Genomic DNA, 25,589 nt, shown 5'->3' with positions numbered 1-25,589 from the left:
GCGGCCGGCCGCGCGGAGCGGACGCCCCAGGCTGCGAGCCGTTGCCGTCGGCGCGTGCGATGCGCAGCGCCAGCCTCACGCGACCGCCGGCCGGCGCAAGCGGCTCACCGAGTACTGCAGCGTGGTGGGTTGCAGCATTGCGTCGAAGCTGACCGGTTCGCGCGCCGGTTGCACGTCCAGCAGGCCGTGTATGGCGAAGTGCAGGCCCCCTGCCCCACGGCCGTTGCGCTCCAAGGCGACGCGCACGTTGTGCAGGCGCGGCTCGTGGCGCGCGATGGCTTGTTCCAGCGAGCGGCAGATCGCCACGCGCTCGAACGCGTTGGCCAGGCTCATCGAGGAGAAATCGACCAGGCCGTAGGTCATCACCGATTGCTGGCAATGCGGATAGGCCTTCAGCAACTCTTCGGAAAACGCCGCACGGCTGTTGAGCAGGCTTTCCAGGTCGCGGGCCACGGATTCCTTGTACTGATCGAGCGACAGCGTCTTGAACATGCCAGCCGCACCGGGACTACGGGGTTCATCGTCGAACAGGCGTTCGAGCAGGCTGGGTTCGAGTCCTTTCATGGTCCTGTCATGGCGGGGGGAGCCGACGGGAACGTTCCCGCATTACGTGGGGCGATCGGGATCGGTTCCCCGGCCTCGCCCCGTCTGTGCGCCGGCCGATACGCGGCCGATGCTGGGAGTGCAACGGGCGCGGCCTTCGCGCCCGTTGCCGCGGGAGGATGGCGGGGCGAGCCGCCATCCACCGGCGTTGCTCAGACGCTGTAGGTCGGCTTCGCCAGGGCGAAGCTGTACTGCGCCACCGCATTGCCACCCGCACCGCCCTTGGGCAGCATCTGGGTGTAGGTCTGCTTGATCGCGCCCACGTTCAGCCGGACGTGTTCTTCCAGCACGCCGTCCGCGCCGTTACGCACTTCAACTTCGCTGACCACGACGTTGAGCGCTTCGATCACGCAATATTCGATGTGCTGGCCTTCCTTGCCGTCCTGGCGGGTCAGCGCCAGTCGGATCTTGGCCCACACGGTGCCGTTGGCGGCCGCCTGGAACAGTCCGGTCGAGGCCAGGTCGGCGCTCTTGACGAACTCGATGCCCTCGAACACCGAACGGGCCGCGCTCTGCCCGCCCGACGACGACACGGTGGCCGACTTGGGCTGCTTGATGTTCCAGCGTACCGAGGACAGTTCGATCTCGTCCTTGTACTTCTCGACATGCGACTCGCCCTTGATGGCCTTGTTGTCGATGTTGAGGAACGCGCTGATGGGCTGCTTGTTCGCTTCGTACTTCTCGTTGATAGCCATGAATGCTTCCTTTTCGTCCATGTGACATGAGTGATGAGTGGATGATTCTAAGAACCGCCAATACATCGAAGCTATTGCAAATACCGCCAATTCGGGGGCCACTGACCCCAGTTGAGGACAGACCCGGCCGAGCACTCCGTGCTCGCGGACCTTTCGGGATGGAACACCCATCCCGCCTCTTGGCGCGGCTTACGGCCGCGCCATGTTCCGCAAGCTGTCCAAGACTTGCGGGAGCCTGCTCAGGGCTCGTGCTCCTGCCTTCGCACCGTGCTTCACGCCGGGCGTCGCCTGCCGGTACCGGCGCAAGCGACGGAGATCCCGTAAGCGATCAGCCCTTGTTCGAACCGGCCGGCAGCTCCGCCACCAGGCGCAGCGACACCGACAGTTCGTCGAGTTGGAAGTGCGGACGCAAGAACGCTACGGCGCGGTAGACACCGGGACGGCCCGGCACCTCCGACACCTGGATCGAAGCTTCGCGTAACGGGTGTTGCGCCTTGGCTTCCTGACTGCCGTTGTCGTCGAGCAGCACGTACTGCGCGATCCAGCGGTTCAGGAACTCCTCGACATTGCCCGCCGAGGCGAAGCTGCCGATCTTCTCGCGCATCATCGCCTTGAGGTAATGGGCGATACGCGAAATCGAGAAGATGTACTGCAGCTGCGCCGACAGCGAGGAATTGGCATTGGCCGCGTCGGTGTTGTACTTGCGGGCCTTCTGCGCCGACTGCGCGCCGAAGAACGCGGCGTAGTCGGTGTTCTTGCAATGGACCAGGGGGATGAAGCCCAGGTCGCTGAGTTCCTTCTCGCGGCGATCGGTGATGGCGATCTCGGTCGGGCACTTGAGCGCGACCTCGCCGTCGTCGGTGCGGAAGGTGTGGGTGGGCAGGTCCTCGACCAGGCCGCCGCCCTCGACGCCGCGGATCGCCGCGCACCAGCCGTGATTCTCGAAGGCCTGGGTCAGGCGGGTGGCGAAGGCGTAGGCAGTGTTGCACCACAGGTACTTGCTGTGGTCGGCGCCGTCGACGTCCTCGACGAAGTTGAAGCCCTCGACCGTGGTGCCGTCCTTCGGGTTGTAAGGCAGACGGCCCAGGAAGCGCGGCAGCGTCAGGCCGACGTAGCGGCTGTCCTCGCCGTCGCGGAACGACTTCCACTTGGCGTATTCGACCGTGTCGAAGATCTTGGCCAGGTCGCGCGGCTTGCCCAGGTCGGTGAAGCTCTCCAGCCCGAACAGCTCTTCCGACGCGGCGCTGATGAACGGCGCGTGCGCGGCCGCGGCCACGTGCGACATCTGCTCGATGAAGTACATGTCCTCCGGCGAGCGGCCGAGTTGGTAGTCGCCGATCAGGGTGCCGAAGGGCGAGCCGCCGAAGGTGCCGAACTCCTCCTCGTAGACCTTCTTGAACAAGGCGCTCTGGTCGAAATCGATCGCGGACTTGAAGTCCTTGACCATGTCGCGCTTGGGCGAGTTGAACATCTTGATCTTGAGGCTGGTGCCGGTGGAGGTCTGCGAGCACAGGTAATGCAGGCCGCGCCAGCTGCTTTCCAGCTGCTGGTACTCCGGGTGGTGCATGATCGCGCTGACCTGTTCGGAAATGATCCCGTCCAGCTCGGCGATGCGCGCGTCCAGCGTGGCGCCCAGGTTGTCCGAGACCACGACCGTGCCTTCCAGCACCTCCTTGGCCAACTCGGAAATGAGGTCCTTGGCGCGCTGATGCTCGGTGCTCGACTTCGCCACCTTGCTCTGCTCGACGATCTGGTCGAGCAGGCCGAGTTCGGCGACGTCCGCGGCGCCCTGGGACGCGGTGGTTGCTTGCGGGGTCATGGAGTTCACTCCTGGCCTTCGTTGCTGAGCTTCTTGAGCTGCTCGGTGTTGCTCAGCACGTCGCTGAGCAGGTCTTCGAGCTTTTCGTTGCCGGCCATCTTGTTGCGCAGGTCGGCCAGCTTGGTGCGGGCCTCCAACAGCTTGCGCAAGGGTTCGACCTGCTCCACCACCGCTTCGGGGCGGAAATCGTCGAGGGTCTTGAACTTCATCTCGACGGCGAACTCGCCGCCGTTGTCGCCGATCTTGTTGGGCACCCGAAACGCCGCGCGGGGCGCCGTCGCCTCGAGCACCTGATCGAAGTTGTCCATGTCGACGTTGACGAACTTGCGGTCCTTGATCTTCGGCAGCGCCTGTTCGGGCTTGCCGCTGAAGTCGCCGAGCACGCCGACCACGAAGGGGATCTCCTTCTGCTCGATGGCGTCGCCCTTCTCCACGTCGTAGGTAAGCTGAACGCGCGGAGGCCGCACCTTCTGCAGCTTCTTCTGGATGCTTTCCTTCTTCGCCATTGCTGTCTCCTGCAAATCCCTGTCGTGTTGCGTCGGGTCAGCCGCCGTTGGAATCGTCGAACGGATTGGCGCTGACGGGGGGCTTGGGCGCGGTGGCTTTCGGCGGGCGCGCCTTGGGGCGTTTCGACTTGACCGGCCCGGGGCCGCCTTCGTAGGCGTTGACGAACACCGCCGAACCCATGGTGGCGCGCATGGTGCGCGCGAGCACCTCGGCTTCCTTGCGGGCCGTGGGCGAATTCAGGCCGCCGTTGGCCTGCAGGCGCTGCAGCGATTGCGCCGCCACGCGCAAACCGCCGACCGTGAGGATGCTGTCGGCGATCTTGTCGTTGGGATCGCGCCGCAGCACTTCCTCGGCCGACACGATGGCGCGGCCGTAGTGGCCGGCGTCGAACTGGAGTTGCGCCCTGCGCACCCAGGGTTCCTTGCGTGTGGGGTCGGCCTGGGCGGCGTTGTCGAAGCCGATCAGCGCGTCTTCGACCTTGCCCGCGCGTGCGTAGGCTTCGGCCTTCTTCATATGCGGCTCGTAGTCGCGCGTGCGCGGCTTCTTGGCCGCCAACGCATCGCCGCCGGCGCCCGCCAGCATCGCGGCCATTACGATCAGGGCCACGTTGCGACGGAAGAACGGGAACGACTTCATGGCCACACCTCCTTGTGTACTCGCTCATCCTGCGCACTGAGCGTTAGCGAAATATTACCGACAAATCGACGCATGCTTAACGCGCTGTTTCATGCCGCGTTTAACTTGGCGTTTAACGTGACACGGATCACGCGTCGTTGAATAGTCGGATCATGCGCTTTACACGGCAACGGTATAGTAGTCTTCTCGGCATCGTCAACGTGACTCGTCGTCACGTATACGCCATCCCCCGCCAAGAGTCGTCAAATGGACTTGCATTCTTTTCGGCACATTGCACTTGCAATGTTTTGTAGCGCTTCGGTACTCGCGTTGTCCGGTTGCGGCAAAGCCATGGAGCTGGCTGGGCTGAAGACGCCGCAGCCGAAAGAGAAAGCGGTTCCACTGGAATTGCTCGCGGCGCAAAACCTGAATGCAGGTAATGGCAAGAAAGGATTGGCGTTGGTCGTCAAGGTGTATCAGCTCAAGAGCACCACGGCCTTCGACCAGGCGCCCTACTCCGCATTTCTCGACGAGAACAGCGAGAAAGCGGCGCTGGGCGCGGACTTGGTGAAGGTAACTGAGATCCTCGTCATGCCCGGTCAGGATCATGAACTGATCGAGCGCGTCGCGCCCGACGCCGGTCAGGTCGGCATCGTCGCCTTGTTCCGCACGCCCGCCGCGGTGCGCTGGCGGTTCACCTTCGACACCAAGAAGGCGGCCAAGAGCGGCATTCGCCTGGGACTGCATGCCTGCGCGATGACCACCACCAGCGCCGAGGCGCTGACCACGAAGCTGGCGACCGAGGTCCACAGCCTGTCCGGCGCGCCATGCCCGCGCGGATAAGGCGTCGATCGGCGCATAGACGCGGACACGGGCTTCGATGGACGATCGTCGCAGCGGTTGCGACCGAGTCGGCCGCCCACATGGATGAATAAGGAAGAGCTTTCACCGTGAGCAGGATGTCCAAAGTATTCTGGGGCGAGGGATTGTTCCTGCGTCCGCAGCATTTCCAGCGGCAGGATGCGTACCACGAAGCGCGCTTGCAGGATGTCGCCGCGGCGCTGCATCCCTACGGCTGGGGCGTGCGCTCGGTGCGTTTCGACGAGCAGAGCCTGGCCACCGGCACCTTGCGCGCGTTGCAGCTGTCGCTGATCTTTCCGGACGGTGAGATTTATCACGCCCCAGCGGACGACGAACTGCCCGAGCCGCTGGCGCTGACCGGCCTGCCCGCGGGCGTTCAGCACACCACCGTGCATCTGGCGCTGCCGCTGTTGAAGGACCACGGTGGCAACTGCGCGACCGCCGGCGAGTCGTCCGCGTCCCGCTTCGTGCAGGCCAGCCACGCGACCAGCGACCTGTACACGGACGCGGCCGAAGCCGAGTTGTCCTACCTGCGCAAGAGCGTGCGCCTGCTCACCAGCGAGGAGCCGCGCGATCCGTTCAGCACGGTGCCGATCGCGCGGGTGCGGCGCACGTCCACCGGCGGATTCGAGCTCGACGACAGCTTCATCGCGCCCAGCCTCGCCATCGCCGCCTCGCCGGTGCTGCAGCTGGAGCTGCGGCGCCTGCTCGATGTGTTGCAGGCCAAGGTCGACGCGCTGTACGGCCATCATCGCGAGCCGTCGCAGCATGTGATCGAGTTCCGTTCCGGCGACATCGCCTCGTTCTGGCTGCTGCACACCGCCAATTCCGCGTTCGCGGCGCTGGCGCACCTGTTCCGGCATCCGGGCCTGCATCCGGAGCGCCTGTTCGCCGAACTGCTGCGGCTGGCCGGCGCGCTGCTGACCTTCTCCAAGAGTTATGCGCTGGCCGACCTGCCGGGCTACGACCATGCCAAGCCGCAGGACGGCTTCGACCGGCTGTTCTCGATGATCCGCGAGCTGATCGACACCGTGATCTCGGCGCGCTACTTCCAGATCGCGCTGAACGAGGTCAAGCCTTCGTTCCACCTGGGCCGGCTGGATTCGCAGAAGATCGACGAGAAATCGCAGTTCTACGTTGGCGTCTCGGCCGATCTGCCGGGCCCGGAGCTGGTGCAGACGGTGCCGGTGCGGTTCAAGATCGGCGCCCCGGACGACGTGGAGAAGTGCGTGCTGTCGGCCTTGCCCGGCGTGAAGCTGGCGCACGTGCCGCAGGTGCCGGCGGCCATTCCAGTGCGTCCGGGCAGCCACTACTTCGCGCTGGAACCGCGCGGCCCGTTGTACGAGCGCATGCTGAAATCGCAGTCGGCGATGATCTACGTGCCTGCCGGCGTGCGCGATCTGAAGATGGAACTGATCGTGCTGGCGCCCTAAACGCGTGCTGGCGGTGGCGCTCGCGCCCACGAATGAACACGGTACAGAAGCAGCAACGCCAAGGACGTCATGAACTACACCCCGCACTCCGAACCGCAGCCGATGCCCTCGTTGACGCCCGCCATGGCGGCGTCCGCGCCCTCCTCCGCGCCGGCGCGCAGCCTGCTGGACCTGATGTCGGAAGGCTTCTACCTGCTGATGCTGCTCAAGCGCGGGCAACTGCCCGGCAACGAGGACGCGTTCGTGCAGGCGGTGCAGCGCTTCCTGGAAAGCGCCGAGCGCGGCGCGGCCAAGCTGAACATTCCGGCCGAGGACGTGTACGCGTCCAAGTACGCGTTCTGCGCCGCCGTGGACGAGGTGATCCTGTCGCAGCCGTCGGCATTGCGCGACACCTGGGAGCTGCATCCGCTGCAGCTGCGCCTGTTCGGCGAACACCTGGCCGGCGAGCACTTCTTCGATCGCCTGGAGCAGCTGCGCGCGCAAGGCGCGGCGCGCTTGCCGTCGCTGGAGGTGTACCACTACTGCCTGCTGTTGGGTTTCGAGGGCAAGTACCGCCTGGAGGGCACGGAAAAACTCGGCTACCTCACCGCGCGCCTGGGCGACGAGATCGCGTTCCTGAAGGGCAAGCGCGCGGGCTTCGCGCCGCACGCGCTGCCGCCGGACAAGATCGTGCACGCGCTGCGTCGGGTGGTGCCGATGTGGGCGCCGGCGGTGCTGCTGGCGGTGGCGGGCTTGTTCGCGTTCGGGATGATGAACGCCATGCTGGGGCGCAACACCGAACAACGCCTGTCCTCGTACGACAACGTGGTGCAGATGCCGGCGCGCACGGCGCACCTGACCATCACCCTGCCCTAGCGTTTCGCTGGGATTCGGGCCGGCCGGCGCGTCGGGGCGCGCTGCGTCGCGATGACCGGACGCGATCCCGCCGACGCCAACGCACACGCAGCGACCGATTCACGACCGCCTTACGCAGGAAGCCGCCAATGACCTCCGTGGAAGAACTGCTCGCCCCTATTTCCGACGTCTCCCCGGCCGGCGAAGACCTGTCCTTCTCCGCCGATTTCGACGCGGTGGTCGAGGCGCGCCGCGCCGACGATCCGACCTTGGAACAAGGCGAATGGGTGACGGATCTCAAGTCCGCCGACTGGCCCGGCGTGGCCCACCGCTGCAGCAAGCTGCTGCGCGAGCGCAGCAAGGATCTGCGCCTGGCGTCGTGGCTGGCCGAGGCGCAGATGCAGATCCATTCCTATGCCGGACTGGCCGACGGACTGCGCCTGATGACCGGTTTGCTCGAGCGCTACTGGGACGACGTGCATCCGCAGATGGAGGATGGCGATCTGGAGCAGCGCGTCGGCAACGTCACCTGGTTGCTGGCCAATGCCGAATTGTGGGTGCGCCGGCTGCCGTTGGTGCAGTCGTCGCAGGGCCGCTACGGCCTGGTGGATTTCGAGGCCGCGCGCAACCGCCGCAGCGACAGCGATCCGGGCAATGGCCTGTCGATGGAGCGCTTCGATGCCGCCCGGCGCGACACGCCGCACGCCTTCTATGTGCGTCTGGCCGCGACGGTGCCCGATTGCCAGGAGGCCCTGGCCGCGCTGGAGCAGGTGGTGGACGCGCGGCTGGGCCGCGACAGTCCCAGCTTCGCCAGCCTGCGCGAACAGATGCAGTTGGTGCGCGAGGCGACGATGCGCTTCGCCCGCGAGGCCGGCGTGCTGCTGGACGGCGGCGCCGACGGTTCCGCCGGCGCGGCCTTCGCCGAGTCGTCGGCACCCGCCGAGCGCATCGTCCACGTCGTACCCGCGGCCGCGCCGGCCGACTTCAACGCCGCGATCGGCAACCGCCGCGAAGCCATCGCGCAGTTGCGGCGCGTGGCCGAATTCTTCCGTCAGACCGAACCGCACAGCCCGGTCGCCTACCTGGCCGAGAAAGCCGCACGCTGGGGCGAGATGCCGCTGCATGTCTGGCTCAAGCGCGTGGTCAAGGATCACTCCACCCTGGAGCACATGCTGGAGACGCTGGACGCCGAGCCGGGAACCCACGAAGACTGAATCGCGGGCCTGCGCCCTACTCCTGCGGTGCGACGCGGCAGTTCAGCCGTGTCCCGCCCGTCTGCGCGCATCGCGACAGGCGGTCTTGGCTTCGACGTGGACGTAGTCCTTGATGGAGCGCCAGTTGCCGCCCCAGGTCAGGCCCGCTTGTTCGGCCAGTTCGCCGTAGAGGAAGTAGCCGTCCTTCACCCAAGGATCGTTCATGTTCCACTGCAGCTTGCCGGCCTTCAGGATCGCGCTGTCGACGGCCAGGCCGTACTGATGGCAGCTTTGTCCCGCCTTGGCGCGGGTGGCCTTGCCGGCGGCGGACAACTCGGCCTGCCGTGCCGGGCTGCGGTAGCCTTCGACCAGCGCCATCTCATAACCGCGCTGTTTCATCACCGCATAGATCGCCAGCACGCGTTGTTGGAACGCCGGATCGATCGCATCCCAACGGCGGTCGGCGCTGACGATCTTGTCGGGGATCAGCTCCGCCGCGACCTGACCCAGTTGTTGTCGCTCAGTCTCGGCGATCACGAAGACTTCCGGCGGCAGCGCCGGCGGCGGCGCCAAACGCTCGCCGTTCAACAGCTCGACGATCTGCGCGTTGTCGATGGTGTCGGTGTAACCGGTTTCGAACGCGTCCAGCTGTACGCTGTCGCGACGCATCAGCAACACCGTCAACGGCGGCAGCGCGAGCAGGATCGCCGCGGCCAGCAGCGCCCGGCGGTAGCGCCACAGCATGCCCACCGTAAGTTGGCCCGCGGCGCGTGTGGCGCGTGAAGAATCGCCGGCCTGCGTCGCTGCCTTCGCGCCTGCGCGGCCGAGGTATGCGCGGATCTTGCGACCGATGTGCTGCAATCGCTGGTTCGCATCTTCACGCGCCGAAGGAAACAGCAGCAGCCACGCCGCTGTCGCCGTCACGATCAGAAACATCGCCATAGCGATTGCGATCACAGTTTTCCTCAGCTTAATGAACAGGCGCGTGAATGCCGTTTCGCGTTGACTGCGACCGGACCGCTGCCGTTAGAATGCAAGCGGACATACATGTCCGTGCAAGGCCATATAGGAAAGGAGTCCGCCTTGGATCGGCAAAACGTCAAGCCGAATCGTCCCAGCCTTCTGGCGAACAGCGATTCGAGCGCAGCAGACAGAGCGCCCGCCGCGGGCCGCATCCTAGCAGACGTTGAGCAGGACCGATCGCGTGGCGCGGTCGCGCGCGGTTTGCGCCGACGCCCCGTGCTGACGATGGCCGCAGTCGCGTCGCTGGCCTTGTGCGGGTTCGTCGCTTGGCGCGCGTTCGACGATGCGCCGGCCGCGGACGCGGACACGGTGGCGCCGTCGGCCTCCGCCGAATCGCCCGTTGCCGCCACCACCGACGACGCGCGCTCGCCCGACTCCGATTCCGCCTCCGTCGCCGCCGACACCGCGGTCATCGTCAACGACGACAATCCCTTCGGCGGCAAGTCCGTCGCCGCGACGCCAGGCCCCAATCCTTTCGGCGAAAGCGCGAATCCGCAGCGCACGGTAAAGCGCGCCAATCCGTTCGCCGGCGCGCATGCGTCGGAAAAGCGCGCCGCGCCGGTGGTCGCCAAAGCGGCGCCGCCCAAGCCTGCCGCGGCCGCGGCCGCCGCCACGGCGGCCGCGCAAAAACGTGCTGCGGCCAAAGTCGCCACGCCCGTTGCCGTCAAACCCCAAGCCGATGAAACCGCCCTGGGCAGTTCGCTGTTGGGCAACATCGTCACCGCCGATGCCACGCCCATCGTTGCGCCCCGGTCGCCGGCGGTCGTCGTCGCCGCGCCCGTCGCACGTGCGGCCGCGCCCGCGTCGCCGGTGCGGGTCGACACGCCGGCGGATGCGGCGCAGCCCGCGTCCAAGTTGGTACGGCCGCAAACCGGCGCCGATCACGAAGTCCTGGACGCGTTGATTCAGCAGGTCGACGCGGCCGGCACCTCCGGCAAGTCCGATACGCCTCCTGGGGCCGCGCGGATCGAGCCGATCGGCGTCGGCGAGCCGCTGGCCAGCGCCGACAAGTTGCAACGCGATCTGCGCCGCTGCCCCAAGGCCAACACCACCGCGGGCATCGACTGCCGCATCAAAGCCTGTCGCGACTATGGCGGAAAGAACGCCGCCTGCGCGGTGAAGCACTGAGCGATCGCCGGCGCCGTTGCCTGCCTTGCCGGCAAGCGCGACGGCCCGAAGACCTAACCCACTCGATCCAACACGAGCCAGAAGTACGACAAACCCGATGATGAGCAAGCTTCGCTATTGGTTGATGGATTACCGCGTCCGCATCGCCCTGGTCGCGGTGCTGGGCGTGGCGGCGGCCGCGCTGGGCTTCGACAAGCTCGCGTCCTGGGGTGGCTGGCTCGCGATCGGCGCCGTGGCGCTGCTGTTCCTGTGGCTGCTGTGGTGGGCGTTCAAGAGCTATCGCGCCCATCAGGCCGAACAGAAACTCGACCGCATCATCGCCGCCCAGGCCGATCGCGCGGTGACTACCGCCAAGCCGGCCGCGCGGGCCGAGACCGAAGTGCTGCGCGAGCGCATGAGCGAGGCGGTGAAGGCCATCAAGTCCTCCAAGCTGGGCGTGATGAAAGGCGAAGCGGCGCTGTACGAGCTGCCGTGGTACGTGATCATCGGCAACCCCGCCGCCGGCAAGAGCACCGCCATCCTCAACTCCGGTTTGCGCTTTCCGTTCGAGGACAACCGCAGCAACGTCATCCACGGCCTGGGCGGCACGCGCAACTGCGACTGGTACTTCACCACCGAAGGCATCGTGCTGGACACGGCCGGGCGCTATACGGTCAACGCCGAGGACCGGCAGGAATGGTTCTCCTTCCTCGGCCTGCTCAAGAAGAACCGGCCGCGTGCGCCGATCAACGGCATCATCATCGCCGCCTCGATCGCCGAGCTGTCGGGCAGCAAGCCCGAGTTCGCGATCGAGCTGGCCAAGAACCTGCGCCAGCGCGTGCAGGAACTGACCGAGCGCCTGGAGGTGTTCGCGCCGGTGTACGTGGTGTTCACCAAGGCGGATTTGATTTCCGGTTTCGCCGAGTTCTTCCAGGGCCTGGACCCCAGCGAGCGCGAAGGCGTGTGGGGCGCCACCCTGCCCCACGATCCCAAGGGCGAAGCCGAGGCGCTGGCCGCGTTCGACAAGCACTTCGACGAACTCAGCGAAGGCCTGAAGGAAATGAGCGTCGCCCAGATGGCGCTGCGGCGCGGCCGCGAGATGGCGCCGGGGCTGCTGACGATGCCGTTGGAGTTCTCCGGCATCAAGCCGGCGCTGCGTACCTTCATCGCCACGCTGTTCGAGGAAAATCCTTACCAGTTCAAGCCGGTGTTCCGCGGCTTCTATTTCACCAGCGCGCTGCAGGACGGCGTCGCGGTGCAGCCCACCTCGGAGCGGATCGCGCAGCAGTTCTCGCTGAGTCCGCGCGTGGGCGGCGGCGAGCCCAACCCGCACGGTGAGAAGAGCCACTTCGTGCTCGGCCTGTTCCGTAAGGTGATTTTCGCCGACCGGCAGCTGGTACGGCGCTACGCCAGTCCGGGTTCGGTCAAGTTGCGCTACGCGGCGTTCTTCGCCTCGGTGGCCTTGCTGGCGATCGCCCTGACCGGCTGGACGGTGTCGTATACGGCCAACAAGCAGCTGGTCAGCAACGTGGTGGCCGACCTGGACAAGGCGGTCGCCTTGCAGAAGGGCAAGACCGATCTGAAGTCGCGCATCGACGCGCTACTGGTGCTGCAGGACCGGCTGACCCAGCTCAAGGCCTACCGCGAGGATCATCCGCTGCAGCTGGGCCTGGGGCTGTACCAGGGCGAGCGCATCGAGGCCAAGCTGCGCGAGGAGTATTTCGACGGCATGCGCCAGCTCATGCTGCAGCCGGTGGCGGCGCGGCTGGAGGGCTTTCTGGCCGATGTGCACGCGCATCGCGGCGATCTCAAGCCGATCCCGGTCGGCGGCGTCGGCGAGGACAAGGCGACGGCCGTGATCGCCAGCGAGAGCCTGTACCAGGAGCCGTCGGCGTCCAATCTGGACGACGCCTACAACGCGCTCAAGACCTACCTGATGATCAGCGACAGCAGCCGCAGCCATATCGAGGCGGCGCATCTGAACGATCAGCTGACCCGTTACTGGCGCGGCTGGCTGGAGGCCAATCGCGGCAACGTGCCGCGCGAGAACATGAGCCAGGTCGCGTCCAAGCTGATGTCGTTCTACGTCGCCGAAAGCGCCGAGGCGAACTGGCCGCTGGTCGAATCCAAGTTCAACCTGGTCGAACAGGCCCGCGCCGCGCTGGCCCCGGTGATGAAGGGCGCGCCGGCGGTGGAGCGCGTGTTCGCGCAGATCAAGCAACGCGCGCAGGTGCGCTTCCCGCCGATCACCGTCGACAGCCTGCTCGGCGAGGATGCGCGCAACAGCGGCATCGCCGGCAGCTACGCCATCCCGGGCGCGTTCTCGCGCACGGCATGGGAGCAGTACGTGGAGGATGCCGTCGAGGAAGCTTCGCGTTCGCAGCTGTCCAGCACCGATTGGGTGTTGGAGCAGACGGTGACCAGCGACCTCAGCCTGGCCGGAAGCCCGGAACACATCGCCAAGGAACTGGCGGCGATGTACAAGGCGCAGTACGCGCTGGAGTGGCGCAAGTTCATGCGCGGCGTGAGCGTGCCCGAGTTCGGCACCTTCGACCAGGCCGCCACGCGCACCGGCTCGCTGGCCGATCCCTCGCACTCGCCGCTGCGCAAGTTGCTGGAAGCGGTGAACCGCGAAACCGTCTGGGACAACCCCGGCGCCGAGGCCGCGGCCAAGGGTCTGGCCAAGAAGGGCCTGATCGAGTGGTTCAACCGCGTGGTCATGCGCCGCAACACCACCGGCATTCCGATGCAGATCAACGCGGCCACCGGCAAGCAGGAACCGGTGCCCACCGGGCCGATCGGCGCCGAGTTCCGTGGCCTGGCGCGCCTGATGACGCCGCGCGACAACAACCCGCCGCTGATCGACGAGTATTTCGTCGCGCTGGGCAAGCTGCACACGCGCCTGAACGCGATCAAGACCGAGGGAGACCCCGGCCCGGGCGCGCGCAAGCTGATGCAGGACACGCTGGAGAACCAGAACTCCGAGCTGGCCGAAATCGCCTCGCTGGTGGACGAGCAGATCGTCGCCGGGCTCAGCGAAACCCAGCGCGAGGCCTTGCGCCCGCTGCTGATGCGCCCGTTGATTTCGGCGTTCGCCGCACTGGTGCGCCCGGCCGAAGGCGAAATCAACCGTGCCTGGACGGAACAAGTCTATACGCCGTTCCAGTCGACGCTGGCCAGCAAGTACCCGTTCAACACCGGCGCCTCGGTGGAGGCCGCGCAGGCCGACATCAACACCGTCTTCGGTGCCAGCGGCGCCATCGCCAACTTCAGCAAGGACGCGCTGGGGCCGCTGGTGGTGCGTCGCGGCAACGTGGTCTCGCCGCGGCAGTGGGCGCAGATGGGCATCGCCCTGCGGCCGGAGTTCACCAGCAACCTCGCCAACTGGGTCGCCGGCGAAAGCAGCGCCGCTGCGGCCGGCCCGACCGCGATCTTCGAGGTCATGCCCTTGCCGGCGAACGGCCGCGAGTACACGGTCGTGGTCGACGGCGACAGCCTGCGTTACCGCAATACGCCGCCGGTGTGGAAAACCTTCCAGACGCCGGGCCCCGGCGCGCCCGGCGTTTCGGTCAGCGCGGTGACGATGGACGGACGCTCGGTGGAGGTCTTCAACTCGCCTGGACAGAACGGCATGAAGCGCCTGTTCGACGCCGCTCAGCCGGTGTCGCTGGGCAAGGACCATTACCGTCTGACGCTGGGCAACAGCGAGGCCAGCGTCGCCTTCGAATTGCGCGTGATCAGCACCACGCGTGCGGCCGCGCCGACGACGGTGGGATTCAAGGGCTTGCAGCTGCCGCCCACGGTGGCCGGTGCGGGCGTGCCCGCCGCGCCGTCCGCGCCGGTGGCCGCGCCCGCCGGCACGGTCGCGGCCGGCGCCGGCACCGCGCCCGCCGCGGCCAGGGAGACGCGCTGACATGGCCGCGCTCGCCGAAACCCCCCTGCCGGTGAGCTACTTCGGCAAGCTGCCGACCCGCGGCGATTTCGTCCGCACCTCGGAGAGCCATCCGCTGATGGGCTTGCTCGATCGCTGGGCCGGCCAGGGCGTGGAGTTGCTGACGCAGGATCCAGGCTGGAAGCAGCTGTACGACGAAGCGCAGCCCATGCATTTCGCTTTCATCGGCTCGCGCAGCCGGCTCGGGATCGGCGGGCATTTCCTGCCCAGCCGCGATGCCACCGACCGCCGCTTCCCGTTCCTCACCGCCACCCGGCTGGAGCTGAGCCAGCCGCTGGGTTTCATCGGCCGCAGCCCGCTCGCGCTGTCGCGGCTGTGGTCCACCCTCGCCCGCCTCAGCCGGCAGGCGCTGGCCGCCGCGGACGCCGGCGAACCGTTGCGCGAACTGGCCGAGAGCCGCATCGGCATGGTCGCCGATCACGCCGTTTACGACGCGCCGTTCCACGACTTCCTCGATCTGCAGGACATGGGCTCGCTGCAGGCGCTGCTGCGCGAGTCCGGGCACCCGCAGCTGACGCTGAAATGGACGCTGCCCGCGCTGGGCCTGCTGTTGCAGCCGGTGCTCGCCGGCGGCTTGGCGCAGGTGGACAAGGGCTTGTCGCTGCCGTTGCCGCACGATCCGCTGTACCGCTCGCTGGTGGCGGCGTTCTGGCTGGATCTGATCGCCAGTTTCCTGGCCGATGCCGATGTCGAGTTGGCGATCCTGATCAAGGAGGCAACGCGAAATGGCGCGCGCGCGCCTGAGGGGCCGCGCTTGGTCGTCGGTTTTCACGGCGCCGACGGCCGCACCCTGCAAGCCGCGCTCGATCCGCAGATCGCCGCCGATCGCATCATCCGGATCGACGATGCGGACTGGGTGGAAAGCTACATCGAGGACGACCCGGCGCTGGGCCGGCTGGTCAGCTACCTCGAACGCGATGAGTTGTCGATGCGCACGGCGCGCACAACCTTCGCCGAAACCTTCCTGGGAAAATGATATGCGCATGCCAGTCCAATCGCACCCGGCCCGTGTTCTGATACCGCTACCGCGCTGCACGCGCGCGACGGTCATGGCGTTCGCCGGCCTGCTGCTCGTCAGTGCCGGTGCGCTGGCGCAGGTGCAGGCGCCTTCCCCGCTGGCCGCTCCTGCGGCGGCGCCGGCCAAGAAGCCCGTGGTCGTCAGCGGCGCGGTGCCCGACGAGGCGACCAAGCAAGCGGTGCTCGGCAAGCTGCGCGCCCTGTACGGGGCGGCGGGCGTGGTCGACCGTATCGAGGTGGACGGTTCGCTGATCGCGCCACCCAACTGGCGCGAGCATGTCGGCAACGCGCTCAATCCCAGTCTGCAGCAGGTGTCGCAGGGCGAGCTGCGTATCGCCGGCAACGCCGTCACCATCAGCGGCCAGGTCGGCAACGAGGCCGCGCGGCAGCAGGTCGCCAGCGACCTGTCGACCTCGCTCAACTCCACCTACGCGGTCACCAATCGTCTGCGCGCGGCCAAGGTCAACGTGCTGCAGGCCACCCTGGCCAACCGTATCGTCGAGTTCGAGAGCGGCAGCGCCACGCTGACGTCCTCCGGCGCCGCCGTCCTCGACGAACTGGTCGCCGCCTGGACGCAGGTCGGCAACCGCCCGGTGCAGGTCGTCGGCCATACCGACAGCGCCGGCGGCCACGAGAAGAACGTCGCCCTGAGCTACGCGCGCGCCAGCGCGGTCAAGACCTATCTGGTCTCGCGTGGCATCAACGCCAGCACCATCACCGCGCAGGGCGCGGGGCCGGACCAACCGGTCGCCGACAACACCACCGCCGAAGGCCGTGCGCGCAACCGGCGGATCGAGTTCCGCGTGCTATGAGCCGCCTTCCCGCCATCGACGCATGCACGACCCCGCTTGGCGCCACGAACGGGTTGCGCTTCACGAAGTTAACCGGCATGCGCCGGTACCATCGCCGTAGCGGCCTCGCGACGGGCCCTGCGACACATCGGAAGTAGACGACGTAAACGCGGCGGCCAGGATCGGCTGCCAGAACCACGAGGACGAACCTGTGTACGGATACAGCGAAATGTTTGGCAAGGTGGTCGAACTCAACCAGGACACGCGGCTGCTGCGGGTCAAGAGCGCGATCGAACCGGAACCCTTCGCCGTACGCAGGCTGAAGGGTACCGAAACCGTCTCCAATCCCTTCGAGCTCAAGGTGGAGCTGATCTCCACCGACGCCCGCATCGAGCTGAAGGACGTGGTCGGCCATCCGCTGCTGCTGAGCCTGCGCACCGACTACGGCGACCGCCACTTCCACGGCTACGTGAAGGAGTTCGCGCGCCTGGGCACCGACGACGGCCTCACCAACTACTCGGCCACCGTGTCGCCCTGGTTCGCGTTCCTGGACTACACCAGCAACTGCCGCATCTTCCAGGACAAGACCGTGGTGGAGATCGTGGAGGAGGTGTTCGGCGGCTATTCGGACTTCGCCGCGCACAAGTTCGTGGTGGAGGAAGGCAAGTACCGCAAGCTGCCCTACTGCGTGCAGTACAACGAGTCGGATTTCGCGTTCGTGTCGCGGCTGCTGGAGGATGCCGGCATCTGGTACCACTTCGCGCATGCCGAAGACGGCCACCGCATGATGCTGATGGACGATTCCACGCGCTGCGACGAGATCGAGTGCCGCGCGCCGGTGCGCTTCCATACCGACGAAGGCCTGCTCAACGAGCGCGCCCTGGACCTGTGGGAAGCGCGCCGTACCGTCACCGCGACGGTGGAGTCGAACAAGACCTTCGACTTCAAGAGCAATCCCAAGGCCGGCAGCAAGGCGCTGTCGGGCCAGCGCCCGCTGGAAGTGCCGCGCGGCCTGCTGCCGACCTTCGAGCGCTACACTTACAGCGGTTCGGCGCGTTTCGATTCCACCACCGCCGGCGACGATCTGGCGGAGATCCGCGCGCAGGAACTGGCGTGGCCGACCAAGGTGTTCCAGGGCGCCGGCGACCATCGCAATCTGGCCGCGGGCCGCTACTTCGTGCTCGACGGCCACTTCGAGCACAGCGAGTCCGACGCCGGCGAACGCAGCTTCTTCGTGGTCGGCGTGGATCATGAGGCCGAGAACGATTTCGCCGACGACCTCAGCGATGCCAAGGGCGTCAACTACCGCAGCCGGCTGATCAGCCTGCGGCGCAAGATTCCGTTCCGCCCGCAGCGCGTCACCCAGCAAAAGCCGATGCCCGGCCCGCAGACCGCGACCGTGGTCGGTCCCGCGGGCGAAGAGATCTACGAGGACAAATACGGCCGCGTGAAGGTGCAGTTCCATTGGGACCGTCAGGGCGAGTTCGACGACAAGAGCTCGTGCTGGGTGCGCGTGTCCAACCCCTGGGCCGGCGAAGGCATGGGCGGCGTGTCGGCGCCGCGCATCGGCCAGGAGGTGGTGGTGGATTTCCTGGACGGCGATCCGGACCGCCCGCTGATCGTCGGACGCGTCTACAACGAGGACAACCCGCGCCCGCACGGCGGCGAGGTCAGCGGCATCAAGTCCAAGACGGTCAAGGGCGACGGCTACAACGCGCTCACCATGACCGACACGGCCGGTTCGCAGAGCATGGACCTGCATGCTCAGAAGAACATGAGCACGATGGTGCTGAACGACCAGGCCAACAGCATCAAGAACAACCAGACCACCGATGTCGCCAACAACCAGTCGGTGAGCGTGGGTGCGGACCGCAGCAAGACCGTCAAGGGCAACGAAACCAATTCGGTCGACGGCAACCGCACCAACACGATCAAGGGAACTCAAACCGCCACGGTCACCGGCGCGGTCACCCAGACCTACGAGAACGGCCAGACGCTGACCATTCCCGCCGTGGGCTACACCGAAACCATCACCGGCCCCTTCGCCACCACGCTGACCGGTGCCTACACCAGCATCCGCACCGGCGCCTGGAGCGAAAGCGTGACCGGCGTGTCCACCCGCAGCGTCACCGCGGGCCATACCGAGAACATCCAGGGCGGCCGCAACATCAACGTCACCGGCGCTTACGCGCGTTCGGTCGACGGCAGCATCGACGACTTCAACAAGGGCGCGCGTTCGGTGACGGTGGACGGCAACCTGGAACACGGCGTCACCGGCACCCACGCGGCGTTCTCGACCGGCGAGATGAGCCTGGGCTCGGGGGCCGTGCTGAAGCTGGGCGTGGGCGCTTCGGGCATCGAGATCAACAACGGCGAGATCACCATCACCAGCAACGGATCGGTGGTGAAGATCAACGCCGGCGGCGTGACGGTGAACGGCGCCAAGATCGACTTGAACTGAGCGTGGGCGGCCTTTGATGAGCAAGAGTCCCGTCGAAAAGCGCTTGGAGCAGCTGCGCGATCTGTGGCTGGAAGCCAGCGAGCAGCCGTCGTTGCGGCTGGCGGTATGGCGCGTACCCGACAACGCCAAGCGCATGCTGGCGGCGTTCTTCGAGGCGCAGCAGCATCCGGGCGAGTGGAACACGCCGGACGCGTTCCTGCGCCTGGATGTGGCGTTCGAGACCAGTTGGGGCTACAGCCGTGCGCTGAAGCAGACCCTGGCGGCGGGCTTCGAGGAGAACCGCGACGCGCTGCAGGATCAGGGCATCGCGCCGGACTGGGTGGCGGACACGCAGGCGTATCCCGACACCGCCGCCGGCTTCGTCGCCCTGCTGAACTCCTTCGCCGAGCATTATCACGCCCATTGGCGCCATGTCGTCGTCGTGCTGGAGCCGCAGCGCGTCGCCTCGCCCGAGGCGTTCGAGGCCTGGCTGGACGCCGCAATGACCGCGCCCGAACTGCGCCAGCCGCAGGCGCGCGTGCGCCTGGCGATGGTCGACACCCGCGAGCATCCCGGCTGGCAGCCTCTGGTGGATCGCCACAAGGCGGCATCGCAGGTGATCGATGCGCCCGTCGATATGTTCGACATCGCCCGGGCCACGGCGGCCCAGTCGGGCGGTAGCGGCCCGCAGGTCGCGCATCGGTTGGCGCTGACCGATGTCATGACCTCGCTGGAAAAGGGCAGCGCGGCGCAGACCGCGCAGCGCGCCGACAAGGCGATGACGCGGTGCGTGGCCGAGCAGTGGTACGACCAGCAGGTCGTTCTGCACATGGCCACCGCCGGCGCGCATCTGAAGGAAAAGCAGCACGGCGACGCGATCAAGCGCTATCGCCTCGCGCGCGAATGCGCGACCCGCGCACAGGCGGCCGATCACCCGGCCGGCGGCACCATGGTGTTGCAGACCTGGTTCGGCGAGGCCGGCGCCTGGCTGGGCGCCGGCCAGCACGGCCAGGCGGCTCAGGCCTACCAGCAGGCGGCGCAGGTCGCCCGGCAGATTCCCAACGTGCTGTTCGTGATCGAAGGCCTGCGCATGGCGGCGTACTGCCAGGCCAAGGACGGCAAGCGCGACCTCGCGCTCGATCATGGTTTGCAGGCGATCGCCGAGGCCAAACCCCTGACGGCCGACGAACGCGCGACAACGACGTTTCCGCTGCTGCTGCAGGACCTGCTGCGCCTGCAGGATGCTTCGCTCGCGGACAAGTTGGACCGCGCCGCCACCCGTTATCAGGAGTCCGTCGCGGTCACGCACAAGGAGATGGAAGCCAAGGCCGCACGCTTGGGGCCTAACCCTGCGTCGCAAGAGCTGACCCGCCTCGATCTGCTGCTCGAAGCCAAGCTCGAGGCGGCGTTCGCGAAACTGTGCGAGGAGCGCGAGTCCCTGATCGGCCGCGGCGACGTGTTCTTCCGCAAGGTCGTGGCCGTGGGCCGCGATTTCCTGCATCCGGGCTGGAACGGTTTGCCGGAAGTGAAGCATCCGCTGGACAAGGACATGGCCGAGTGGACCTCGCCGCCGCCGTTCGGCGTGCTGCCCGATGCCAGCGATCTCACCGATCCCACCGCGAACAAGACCCCTGCCCCGCTGGCGGCGCCCGCGGAGAGCGCGGCATGAGTCGGCGCAACATCGCGATCCTGCTGGTCGCCGTGGTGGTGGCGATGGCGCTGGTGTACTGGCTGGGCCCGGAAAGCAGCAATGAGGCGCGCGCGTTCTTACGTGCGTTGAAAAGCGCGCTGTAGGCGCGGGGCAGCAGGTTGAAGGAGCGACCGATATGACCACCGCCGCGAAGCACTTCGACCCGCAGTTGGGTATCGACATCCACATGTACGTGTTCCCGCCGGTGCCGCTGCCGGTGCCGCTGCCGACGCCGCACATCGGCATCGTGCTGGACCCGTTCGACTACCTGCCCTTCCTGGGCGGCACCGTGCACGTCAACGGCATCAAGCGCGCCACCGCCGGCACCGGCGGCTTGAACCTGCACATTCCGATGGGCGCCTACCACCCGGCGTTCCTGCCCAAGCTGCCGACCGGCCCGCAGACCGACGATGAACTGTTCATGGGCAGCATGACGGTGTCGGCCGACGGCGACCCCTTCTCCAAGCTGGCCATGCCGGTGCTGGACTGCAACGTGGTCGGCATGGTGCCGCCGTTCCGCCTCCGCAAGCCGAAGAAGCCCAAGCTGTCGTTGACCCTTCCCACGGCGGTGAACCTGGCCATTCCGACCAACGTCAACGTCGGCGGGCCGCCGACGATCTCGTTGATGGCGATGGCGATGAAGGGGCTGTTCAAGCTGCTGGGGCCGGTGTTCAAGCGCGGCGGCAAGGCCTTCAAGAAGCTGCGCCAGAAGGTGTTCGGCAACATGAAGCCGGGTTTCCTGAAGTGCAAGGTGCTGCGCGCCGAGCCGGTGGACATCCGCACCGGCAGCGTGTCGGTGACGCACGAGGACTTCGTCGTGCCCGGCCGTCTGCCGCTGGCGTGGACGCGCGAGTACGGCTCCAACAACGATCATGTCGGCGCCTGCGGCTACGGCTGGGAGACGCCGGCCGACATTCGACTGGAACTGGACGCCGACGGCAGCGTGCTGTTTCACAGCGGCGAAGGCGTCGCGGTGTTCCCGCAGGCGCCCGAGGCGCCGGGCCTGGCGCATGCCGTGCGCGAGTTCGTCGATGGTGCGCGTCTGTACGCGCAAGGCGACGAATGGCGGGTGCGCAGCAAGGACGGCCTGCGTTACGCGTTCGCACGCCCGGCCGCGAACCTGGTGGCGTTGACGACGCAAACGCTGCCGATCCAGCGCATCGAGGACGCCAGCGACAACGCCTGGCGTTTCGAGCGCCGCGGCGCCGACCTGGTGCGGATCGTGGAGAGCGGCACCGTCGATCCGGTCAGCGGCCAGCCGCTACAGGGCCGGTTCCTGCAGGCGACCTCGCGTCAGGGCCGGATCGAGGCGTTGGAGCTGCACGACCCGGCGACCGGCCGCAACCACCCGCTGGTGCGCTACGAATACAACGACGCCGGCGACCTGGTGTCGGCCTTCGACCCGCTGGACGCGCCGCGGACCTTCGACTACCGCCAGCACCGCATGGTGCGCCACACCGACCGTTTGGGCCTGTCGTTCCACTACGCCTACGACGAGCAATGGCGGGTGGTGCACAGCTGGGGCGACGGCGGCCTGTACGACTACCGCTTCGCCTACGACGACCTGCTGGGCGATGTCGAGATCACCGACTCGCTGGGGCATACGTCCTTGGTGAAGTTCGACGAATACCGCCTGCCCTTGTGCGAAATCGATCCGCTGGGCGGCGTGACCGTGTTCGAGTACGACGAGGCCGGCCGCACCACGGCGGTGGTCGACCCCGCGGGCCTGCGCACCGAGTTCGTCTACGACGAGCGCGGCAACCTGCTGCAGCTGACGCGCGCCGACGGCAGCACCTTGCAGGTGCAGTACGACGAAGAAGACCGACCGGTCGCGGTGATCGATCCGTTGCAGGCGAGCTGGCAGCAGCGCTGGGACGAACGCGGCTTGCTGGTCGAACAGAGCAGCCCCCTGGGCGCGCGTTCGACCTGCAGCTACGACCCGCACGGCCAGATCATCGCCTACACCGATGCGTTAGGTGCGGTGACTGCGCTGCACTACGACCGCCACGGTCAGGTGCAGGCGATCGTCGATCCCCTCGGCACGCGCAGCAGCTTCCAGCACGACGCGCTCGGCCGCTTGCTCGAACAAGCCAACGCCGCGCAGCAGCGCACCGGCTACCAGTACGACGCTAAGGGCCGCTTGCTCAATGTCGTGCAGCCCGGCGGCACCACCGTGCGCGCGGCTTACGATGCCGAAGACCAGTTGATCCGTTACACCGACGAAGCCGGCGCGGTCACCCAACTGGCTTACGTCGGCATCGGCCAGATCGCCCGCCGCCTGCAACCCGACGGGCACTTGGTCCAATACGAATACGACCGCGAGGAACAACTCATCGCGGTAATCAACCAGCGCGGCGAGCGCTACGAACTCAAGCGCGACGCCCTGGGTCGGATCGTCGAGGAAGTCGACTACTGGGGCCAGGCGCGCCATTACCGCTACGACGCCGTCGGCCGCCTGACCGGCACGACCGACCCGCTCGGCCAGGTCATCGCCTATGCCACCGATCCGCTCGGTCGCATCACTGCCAAGACCTTGCCTGCCGCCGAACGCCCCGGGCAGCAGATCAAGGAAATCTTCCGCTATGACCCGCGCGGGCAGCTCATTGAACTGCGCAATGAGCATCGACAGGTCAAACGTACCTTTGACAGCGAGGGCCGCCTGGTCGAAGAGGATCAGGATGGGTTCGTCATCGCCAATACCTTCGATGCGCTAGGCAACCGCATCGTACGCACTGCCAGTGCGGGCAATCGCGTCGCCTGCGAATTCGACCTGCGCGGACAACTAAGCCGCGTCACGATCAACGATGACGCGCCGATCCTCATCGAGCGCGACACGCTCGGCCGCGCCCTCACCGAACGTCTCAGCCCACAAGTGCGGCGCCAGCTGCGCTACGACGAACGCGGCCTACTCACCGCGCAAGCAGTTTTGAAAGACGAAGCGCCGCTGTTCGATACGAGCTACGCCTATGACGCTGTCGGCAATCTCACCCAGCGCCACGACAGCGCGCACGGCGCCGACCTCTATACCTACGACCCGATGGGTCGCATCCTGGCCCATACCGATCCGCGTGGAAAGCTAACCCAGTTCCTCAACGACCCCGCTGGCGATCGCCTGCGCACTCGCGTGCATGCCAAGCGGCAACAGCAAGTGGTTGGGGGCGAACCGCAACCCGACGAATGGACCCGTGAAGGCGACTACACCGGCCAGCATTACGTCTTCGACCGCGCCGGCAACCTGGTGCGGCGCGGCGATGCGAACAGTGCTGGTAACGATGACGAGCGCGCCCTGCACCTGCGCTGGGACGCTAACCAACGCCTGCTCGAAAGCACCAAAGACGGCGCCACTACCCGATACGGCTACGACCCACTCGGCCGACGCGTGTTCAAGCGCAATCCGACCCACACCACCTGGTTCTACTGGGACGGCGATGCCTTGCTGGGCGAAGTGAGTCACGACAACGACCGCATCGAAGTGCCTGCCCTCGTGAACGACGGCGTCGTGGTCGACCTCTTCGAAGCCCGCCAGCGCAAACGTGTGTTCGACGGTCTGCACAAGCGCGTGCGCGAATATGTCTATTACCCCAGCAGCTTCGTGCCGCTGGCGTTGATCGATCGGCAAAGAGACGCAGCGGTCAATACATCTCCGGCTGGAACTGCGGCCCCTGAAGCCGCAACGACAACCGAGGTGTTCCACTACCACGTCGATCCAAACGGTTGTCCAACGCGGCTGACTGACGCAAGTGGCAAGGTTGTATGGTCGGTCAGTTATGCCACTTGGGGAGAAGTGACCAGAGTCCACGTTGCAGAAATAGATACTCCCATTCGGCTGCAAGGGCAGTACTCCGATGTTGAAACTGGCTTGCACTACAACCGGCATCGCCTCTATATGCCTGAATTGGGAGATTTTGCATCGCAAGACCCCCTCAGATTCATGGCTGGTGAGAATCTGTATGGGATTGCACCCAACACTTATGCATGGATTGATCCAAAGGGTCTCTCGTGCCAACTGAGCCATATAGCAAGACAAGTTCATGACTTGGCGGGGAATCACCCCAAGGCAAAGCAAATGTCGACTGTGGCAGTAGTTGAGGCGATAGTTGATGGAAAGAAGATCCTGTATGCCGCAGGAAGTGGCGCTCGGCTTAGTCAAATGCAAAGAGAGCTACTGGAGGAATACGGAGTCCCTGCTAGCAATATATTTCATGGAGCAGCGGTAAGGGCAAATGACCAACTAGCCAATCACGCTGAAAGAGTGATCTTGAGAAACCTTCCCCCGGGGGCGAAAGTCACTCGATGGGGAATATCATGGGCAGGAAATCAAAAGAATGCCTCGTGCCCGAATTGCCAGCCATTCGTAGATGCAGCTGGCGGAGTCTTGGATTAGCAGCTATGAAAACAATCGATCACTTCCGTGAACTTCAGCAGCGCTTGGGTGAATTAAGCGCGGATAAGCAAGTGCGTTTCGCAATCTGGAGCGTTTTTCCTTTCACTCGAGACAGCGCAATATTGAAGTTTGTTGATGGCCTGAGCCACGCAGGAACATCAACGGATATCAGCAGCTCATTGGAAGCGCTATGGAACAACCTGGACGATGTCGAGGCGTTAAGCCGCCTTTGCAGTGTTGTTTCCATCGACTGGAATCCCGATGAAGTGGAGATGGAGCAGGAAGATGCCTCCCAAGGTGCTGTCGATTTTCTCAGCGCCATCGGATGCTTGTGCGAAGGGATTCAAGGCGATACGGAGAAACTGATAGAGCCTGGCAAGTTCCTCATTAACAGGATGGACTACAAGGCGGATTTCAGTGAGGATGACGAAGATCGCTTGATATACGAAGAAATGTATAAGGATGAGCTAGTTGCTCAGAACAAACTAATCGATGAACTGCAGTCGAAGGAAACTATTGCAGCCATCGACAGACACCACGAGGCCATAGTGTGGCGCTGATTATTCGTATGGACAAAGCTCAGTAGAAAAGGATGTCAGGGACAACTTCCGGCTCCTGGCCAACA

The 25,589-nt window shown here is 66.0% G+C and carries 19 protein-coding genes; 13 read left to right on the top strand and 6 right to left on the bottom strand.

Translation table 11 applies throughout. The annotated features are described in order from the left end of the window. Positions 1-75: 75 nt before the first annotated feature. The 5 genes from tssE to LVB77_RS12245 form a co-directional block, all read right to left on the bottom strand. A complete protein-coding gene (gene tssE, locus LVB77_RS12265) occupies positions 76-564 on the bottom strand; it encodes a type VI secretion system baseplate subunit TssE (RefSeq protein ID WP_232906392.1) in 489 nt (162 codons plus the stop codon). Between the two features lie 191 nt (positions 565-755). Then, a complete protein-coding gene (locus LVB77_RS12260; RefSeq protein ID WP_232906391.1) occupies positions 756-1,298 on the bottom strand; it encodes a type VI secretion system tube protein Hcp in 543 nt (180 codons plus the stop codon). Positions 1,299-1,626: 328 nt separating this feature from the next. Then, a complete protein-coding gene (gene tssC, locus LVB77_RS12255) occupies positions 1,627-3,117 on the bottom strand; it encodes a type VI secretion system contractile sheath large subunit (protein WP_232906390.1) in 1,491 nt (496 codons plus the stop codon). Between the two features lie 5 nt (positions 3,118-3,122). Beyond that, positions 3,123-3,623, bottom strand: coding sequence for a type VI secretion system contractile sheath small subunit (gene tssB / locus LVB77_RS12250; protein ID WP_232906389.1), 501 nt, complete (start codon positions 3,621-3,623; stop codon positions 3,123-3,125). Between the two features lie 37 nt (positions 3,624-3,660). Beyond that, the gene (locus LVB77_RS12245) at positions 3,661-4,260 is read right to left on the bottom strand and encodes a hypothetical protein (protein WP_232906388.1); all 600 of its coding nucleotides are present in this window, start codon (positions 4,258-4,260) and stop codon (positions 3,661-3,663) included. A 246-nt stretch (positions 4,261-4,506) separates the two neighbouring features. Here LVB77_RS12245 and tssJ point away from each other — a divergent pair, with 246 nt between their 5' ends. The 4 genes from tssJ (at position 4,507) to tssA (ending at position 8,581) form a co-directional block, all read left to right on the top strand. Then, the gene (gene tssJ / locus LVB77_RS12240; protein ID WP_232906387.1) at positions 4,507-5,082 is read left to right on the top strand and encodes a type VI secretion system lipoprotein TssJ; all 576 of its coding nucleotides are present in this window, start codon (positions 4,507-4,509) and stop codon (positions 5,080-5,082) included. A gap of 116 nt (positions 5,083-5,198) precedes the next feature. After that, complete coding sequence (gene tssK, locus LVB77_RS12235; RefSeq protein WP_232906386.1) at positions 5,199-6,533, top strand: type VI secretion system baseplate subunit TssK; 1,335 nt, start codon at positions 5,199-5,201, stop codon at positions 6,531-6,533. A gap of 69 nt (positions 6,534-6,602) precedes the next feature. Further along, positions 6,603-7,388 carry a DotU family type IV/VI secretion system protein gene (locus LVB77_RS12230; RefSeq protein ID WP_232906385.1) on the top strand — a complete coding sequence of 262 codons (786 nt, stop codon included), beginning with the start codon at positions 6,603-6,605 and terminating at the stop codon, positions 7,386-7,388. Positions 7,389-7,516: 128 nt separating this feature from the next. Further along, positions 7,517-8,581: a type VI secretion system protein TssA gene (tssA, locus tag LVB77_RS12225; protein WP_232906384.1), complete on the top strand. Its 1,065-nt coding sequence runs from the start codon at positions 7,517-7,519 to the stop codon at positions 8,579-8,581. Between the two features lie 42 nt (positions 8,582-8,623). Here the strand turns inward: tssA and LVB77_RS12220 are convergent, their stop codons facing one another. Further along, on the bottom strand, positions 8,624-9,304 hold the full coding sequence (locus LVB77_RS12220) for a M15 family metallopeptidase (protein WP_232906383.1): 681 nt from the start codon (positions 9,302-9,304) through the stop codon (positions 8,624-8,626). Between the two features lie 339 nt (positions 9,305-9,643). On the opposite strand from LVB77_RS12220, the gene LVB77_RS12215 reads away from it, so the two are divergent. From LVB77_RS12215 to LVB77_RS12180, 9 genes are all read left to right on the top strand, one after another. After that, positions 9,644-10,711 (top strand): hypothetical protein, encoded by a 1,068-nt coding sequence (locus tag LVB77_RS12215; RefSeq protein ID WP_232906382.1) that lies wholly within the window; start codon positions 9,644-9,646, stop codon positions 10,709-10,711. Between the two features lie 97 nt (positions 10,712-10,808). After that, positions 10,809-14,603: a type VI secretion system membrane subunit TssM gene (tssM, locus tag LVB77_RS12210; RefSeq protein WP_232906381.1), complete on the top strand. Its 3,795-nt coding sequence runs from the start codon at positions 10,809-10,811 to the stop codon at positions 14,601-14,603. Between the two features lies 1 nt (position 14,604). Beyond that, positions 14,605-15,618, top strand: a complete 1,014-nt coding sequence (gene tagF, locus LVB77_RS12205; protein ID WP_232906380.1) for a type VI secretion system-associated protein TagF — start codon at positions 14,605-14,607, stop codon at positions 15,616-15,618. Positions 15,619-15,625: 7 nt separating this feature from the next. Beyond that, positions 15,626-16,471 carry an OmpA family protein gene (locus LVB77_RS12200; RefSeq protein WP_232906379.1) on the top strand — a complete coding sequence of 282 codons (846 nt, stop codon included), beginning with the start codon at positions 15,626-15,628 and terminating at the stop codon, positions 16,469-16,471. 208 nt (positions 16,472-16,679) lie between these two features. After that, positions 16,680-18,911: a type VI secretion system tip protein TssI/VgrG gene (tssI, locus tag LVB77_RS12195; RefSeq protein WP_232906378.1), complete on the top strand. Its 2,232-nt coding sequence runs from the start codon at positions 16,680-16,682 to the stop codon at positions 18,909-18,911. A gap of 16 nt (positions 18,912-18,927) precedes the next feature. Next, positions 18,928-20,559, top strand: coding sequence for a hypothetical protein (locus tag LVB77_RS12190; RefSeq protein WP_232906377.1), 1,632 nt, complete (start codon positions 18,928-18,930; stop codon positions 20,557-20,559). Next, a complete protein-coding gene (locus tag LVB77_RS21275) occupies positions 20,556-20,684 on the top strand; it encodes a hypothetical protein (protein WP_255700560.1) in 129 nt (42 codons plus the stop codon). The genes LVB77_RS12190 and LVB77_RS21275 overlap by 4 nt, the downstream gene beginning before the upstream one ends. A 32-nt stretch (positions 20,685-20,716) precedes the next feature. Next, positions 20,717-24,964 (top strand): DUF6531 domain-containing protein, encoded by a 4,248-nt coding sequence (locus LVB77_RS12185; protein ID WP_232906376.1) that lies wholly within the window; start codon positions 20,717-20,719, stop codon positions 24,962-24,964. A gap of 5 nt (positions 24,965-24,969) precedes the next feature. Continuing rightward, on the top strand, positions 24,970-25,524 hold the full coding sequence (locus LVB77_RS12180) for a hypothetical protein (protein ID WP_232906375.1): 555 nt from the start codon (positions 24,970-24,972) through the stop codon (positions 25,522-25,524). Positions 25,525-25,589 lie beyond the last annotated feature (65 nt).

This window comes from Lysobacter sp. 5GHs7-4 (genome assembly GCF_021284765.1).
GTDB lineage: Bacteria > Pseudomonadota > Gammaproteobacteria > Xanthomonadales > Xanthomonadaceae > Lysobacter.
Note: the sequence above shows the minus strand (reverse complement) of the source record. Positions and strands in the feature narration are given on the sequence as shown.

Bases quoted from the DNA above. Each gene is read 5' to 3' on its own strand.
- LVB77_RS12245 (WP_232906388.1), bottom strand. From the start codon at position 4,260: ATGAAGTCGTTCCCGTTCTTCCGTCGCAACGTGGCCCTGATCGTAATG.
- tssM (WP_232906381.1), top strand. From the start codon at position 10,809: ATGATGAGCAAGCTTCGCTATTGGTTGATGGATTACCGCGTCCGCATC.
- LVB77_RS12200 (WP_232906379.1), top strand. From the start codon at position 15,626: ATGCCAGTCCAATCGCACCCGGCCCGTGTTCTGATACCGCTACCGCGC.
- LVB77_RS21275 (WP_255700560.1), top strand. From the start codon at position 20,556: ATGAGTCGGCGCAACATCGCGATCCTGCTGGTCGCCGTGGTGGTGGCG.
- tssE (WP_232906392.1), bottom strand. From the start codon at position 564: ATGAAAGGACTCGAACCCAGCCTGCTCGAACGCCTGTTCGACGATGAA.
- LVB77_RS12180 (WP_232906375.1), top strand. From the start codon at position 24,970: ATGAAAACAATCGATCACTTCCGTGAACTTCAGCAGCGCTTGGGTGAA.
- tssJ (WP_232906387.1), top strand. From the start codon at position 4,507: ATGGACTTGCATTCTTTTCGGCACATTGCACTTGCAATGTTTTGTAGC.
- tssC (WP_232906390.1), bottom strand. From the start codon at position 3,117: ATGACCCCGCAAGCAACCACCGCGTCCCAGGGCGCCGCGGACGTCGCC.
- LVB77_RS12220 (WP_232906383.1), bottom strand. From the start codon at position 9,304: ATGCTGTGGCGCTACCGCCGGGCGCTGCTGGCCGCGGCGATCCTGCTC.
- tagF (WP_232906380.1), top strand. From the start codon at position 14,605: ATGGCCGCGCTCGCCGAAACCCCCCTGCCGGTGAGCTACTTCGGCAAG.
- LVB77_RS12230 (WP_232906385.1), top strand. From the start codon at position 6,603: ATGAACTACACCCCGCACTCCGAACCGCAGCCGATGCCCTCGTTGACG.
- LVB77_RS12190 (WP_232906377.1), top strand. From the start codon at position 18,928: ATGAGCAAGAGTCCCGTCGAAAAGCGCTTGGAGCAGCTGCGCGATCTG.
- tssB (WP_232906389.1), bottom strand. From the start codon at position 3,623: ATGGCGAAGAAGGAAAGCATCCAGAAGAAGCTGCAGAAGGTGCGGCCT.
- tssA (WP_232906384.1), top strand. From the start codon at position 7,517: ATGACCTCCGTGGAAGAACTGCTCGCCCCTATTTCCGACGTCTCCCCG.
- tssI (WP_232906378.1), top strand. From the start codon at position 16,680: ATGTTTGGCAAGGTGGTCGAACTCAACCAGGACACGCGGCTGCTGCGG.
- LVB77_RS12185 (WP_232906376.1), top strand. From the start codon at position 20,717: ATGACCACCGCCGCGAAGCACTTCGACCCGCAGTTGGGTATCGACATC.
- LVB77_RS12260 (WP_232906391.1), bottom strand. From the start codon at position 1,298: ATGGCTATCAACGAGAAGTACGAAGCGAACAAGCAGCCCATCAGCGCG.
- tssK (WP_232906386.1), top strand. From the start codon at position 5,199: ATGTCCAAAGTATTCTGGGGCGAGGGATTGTTCCTGCGTCCGCAGCAT.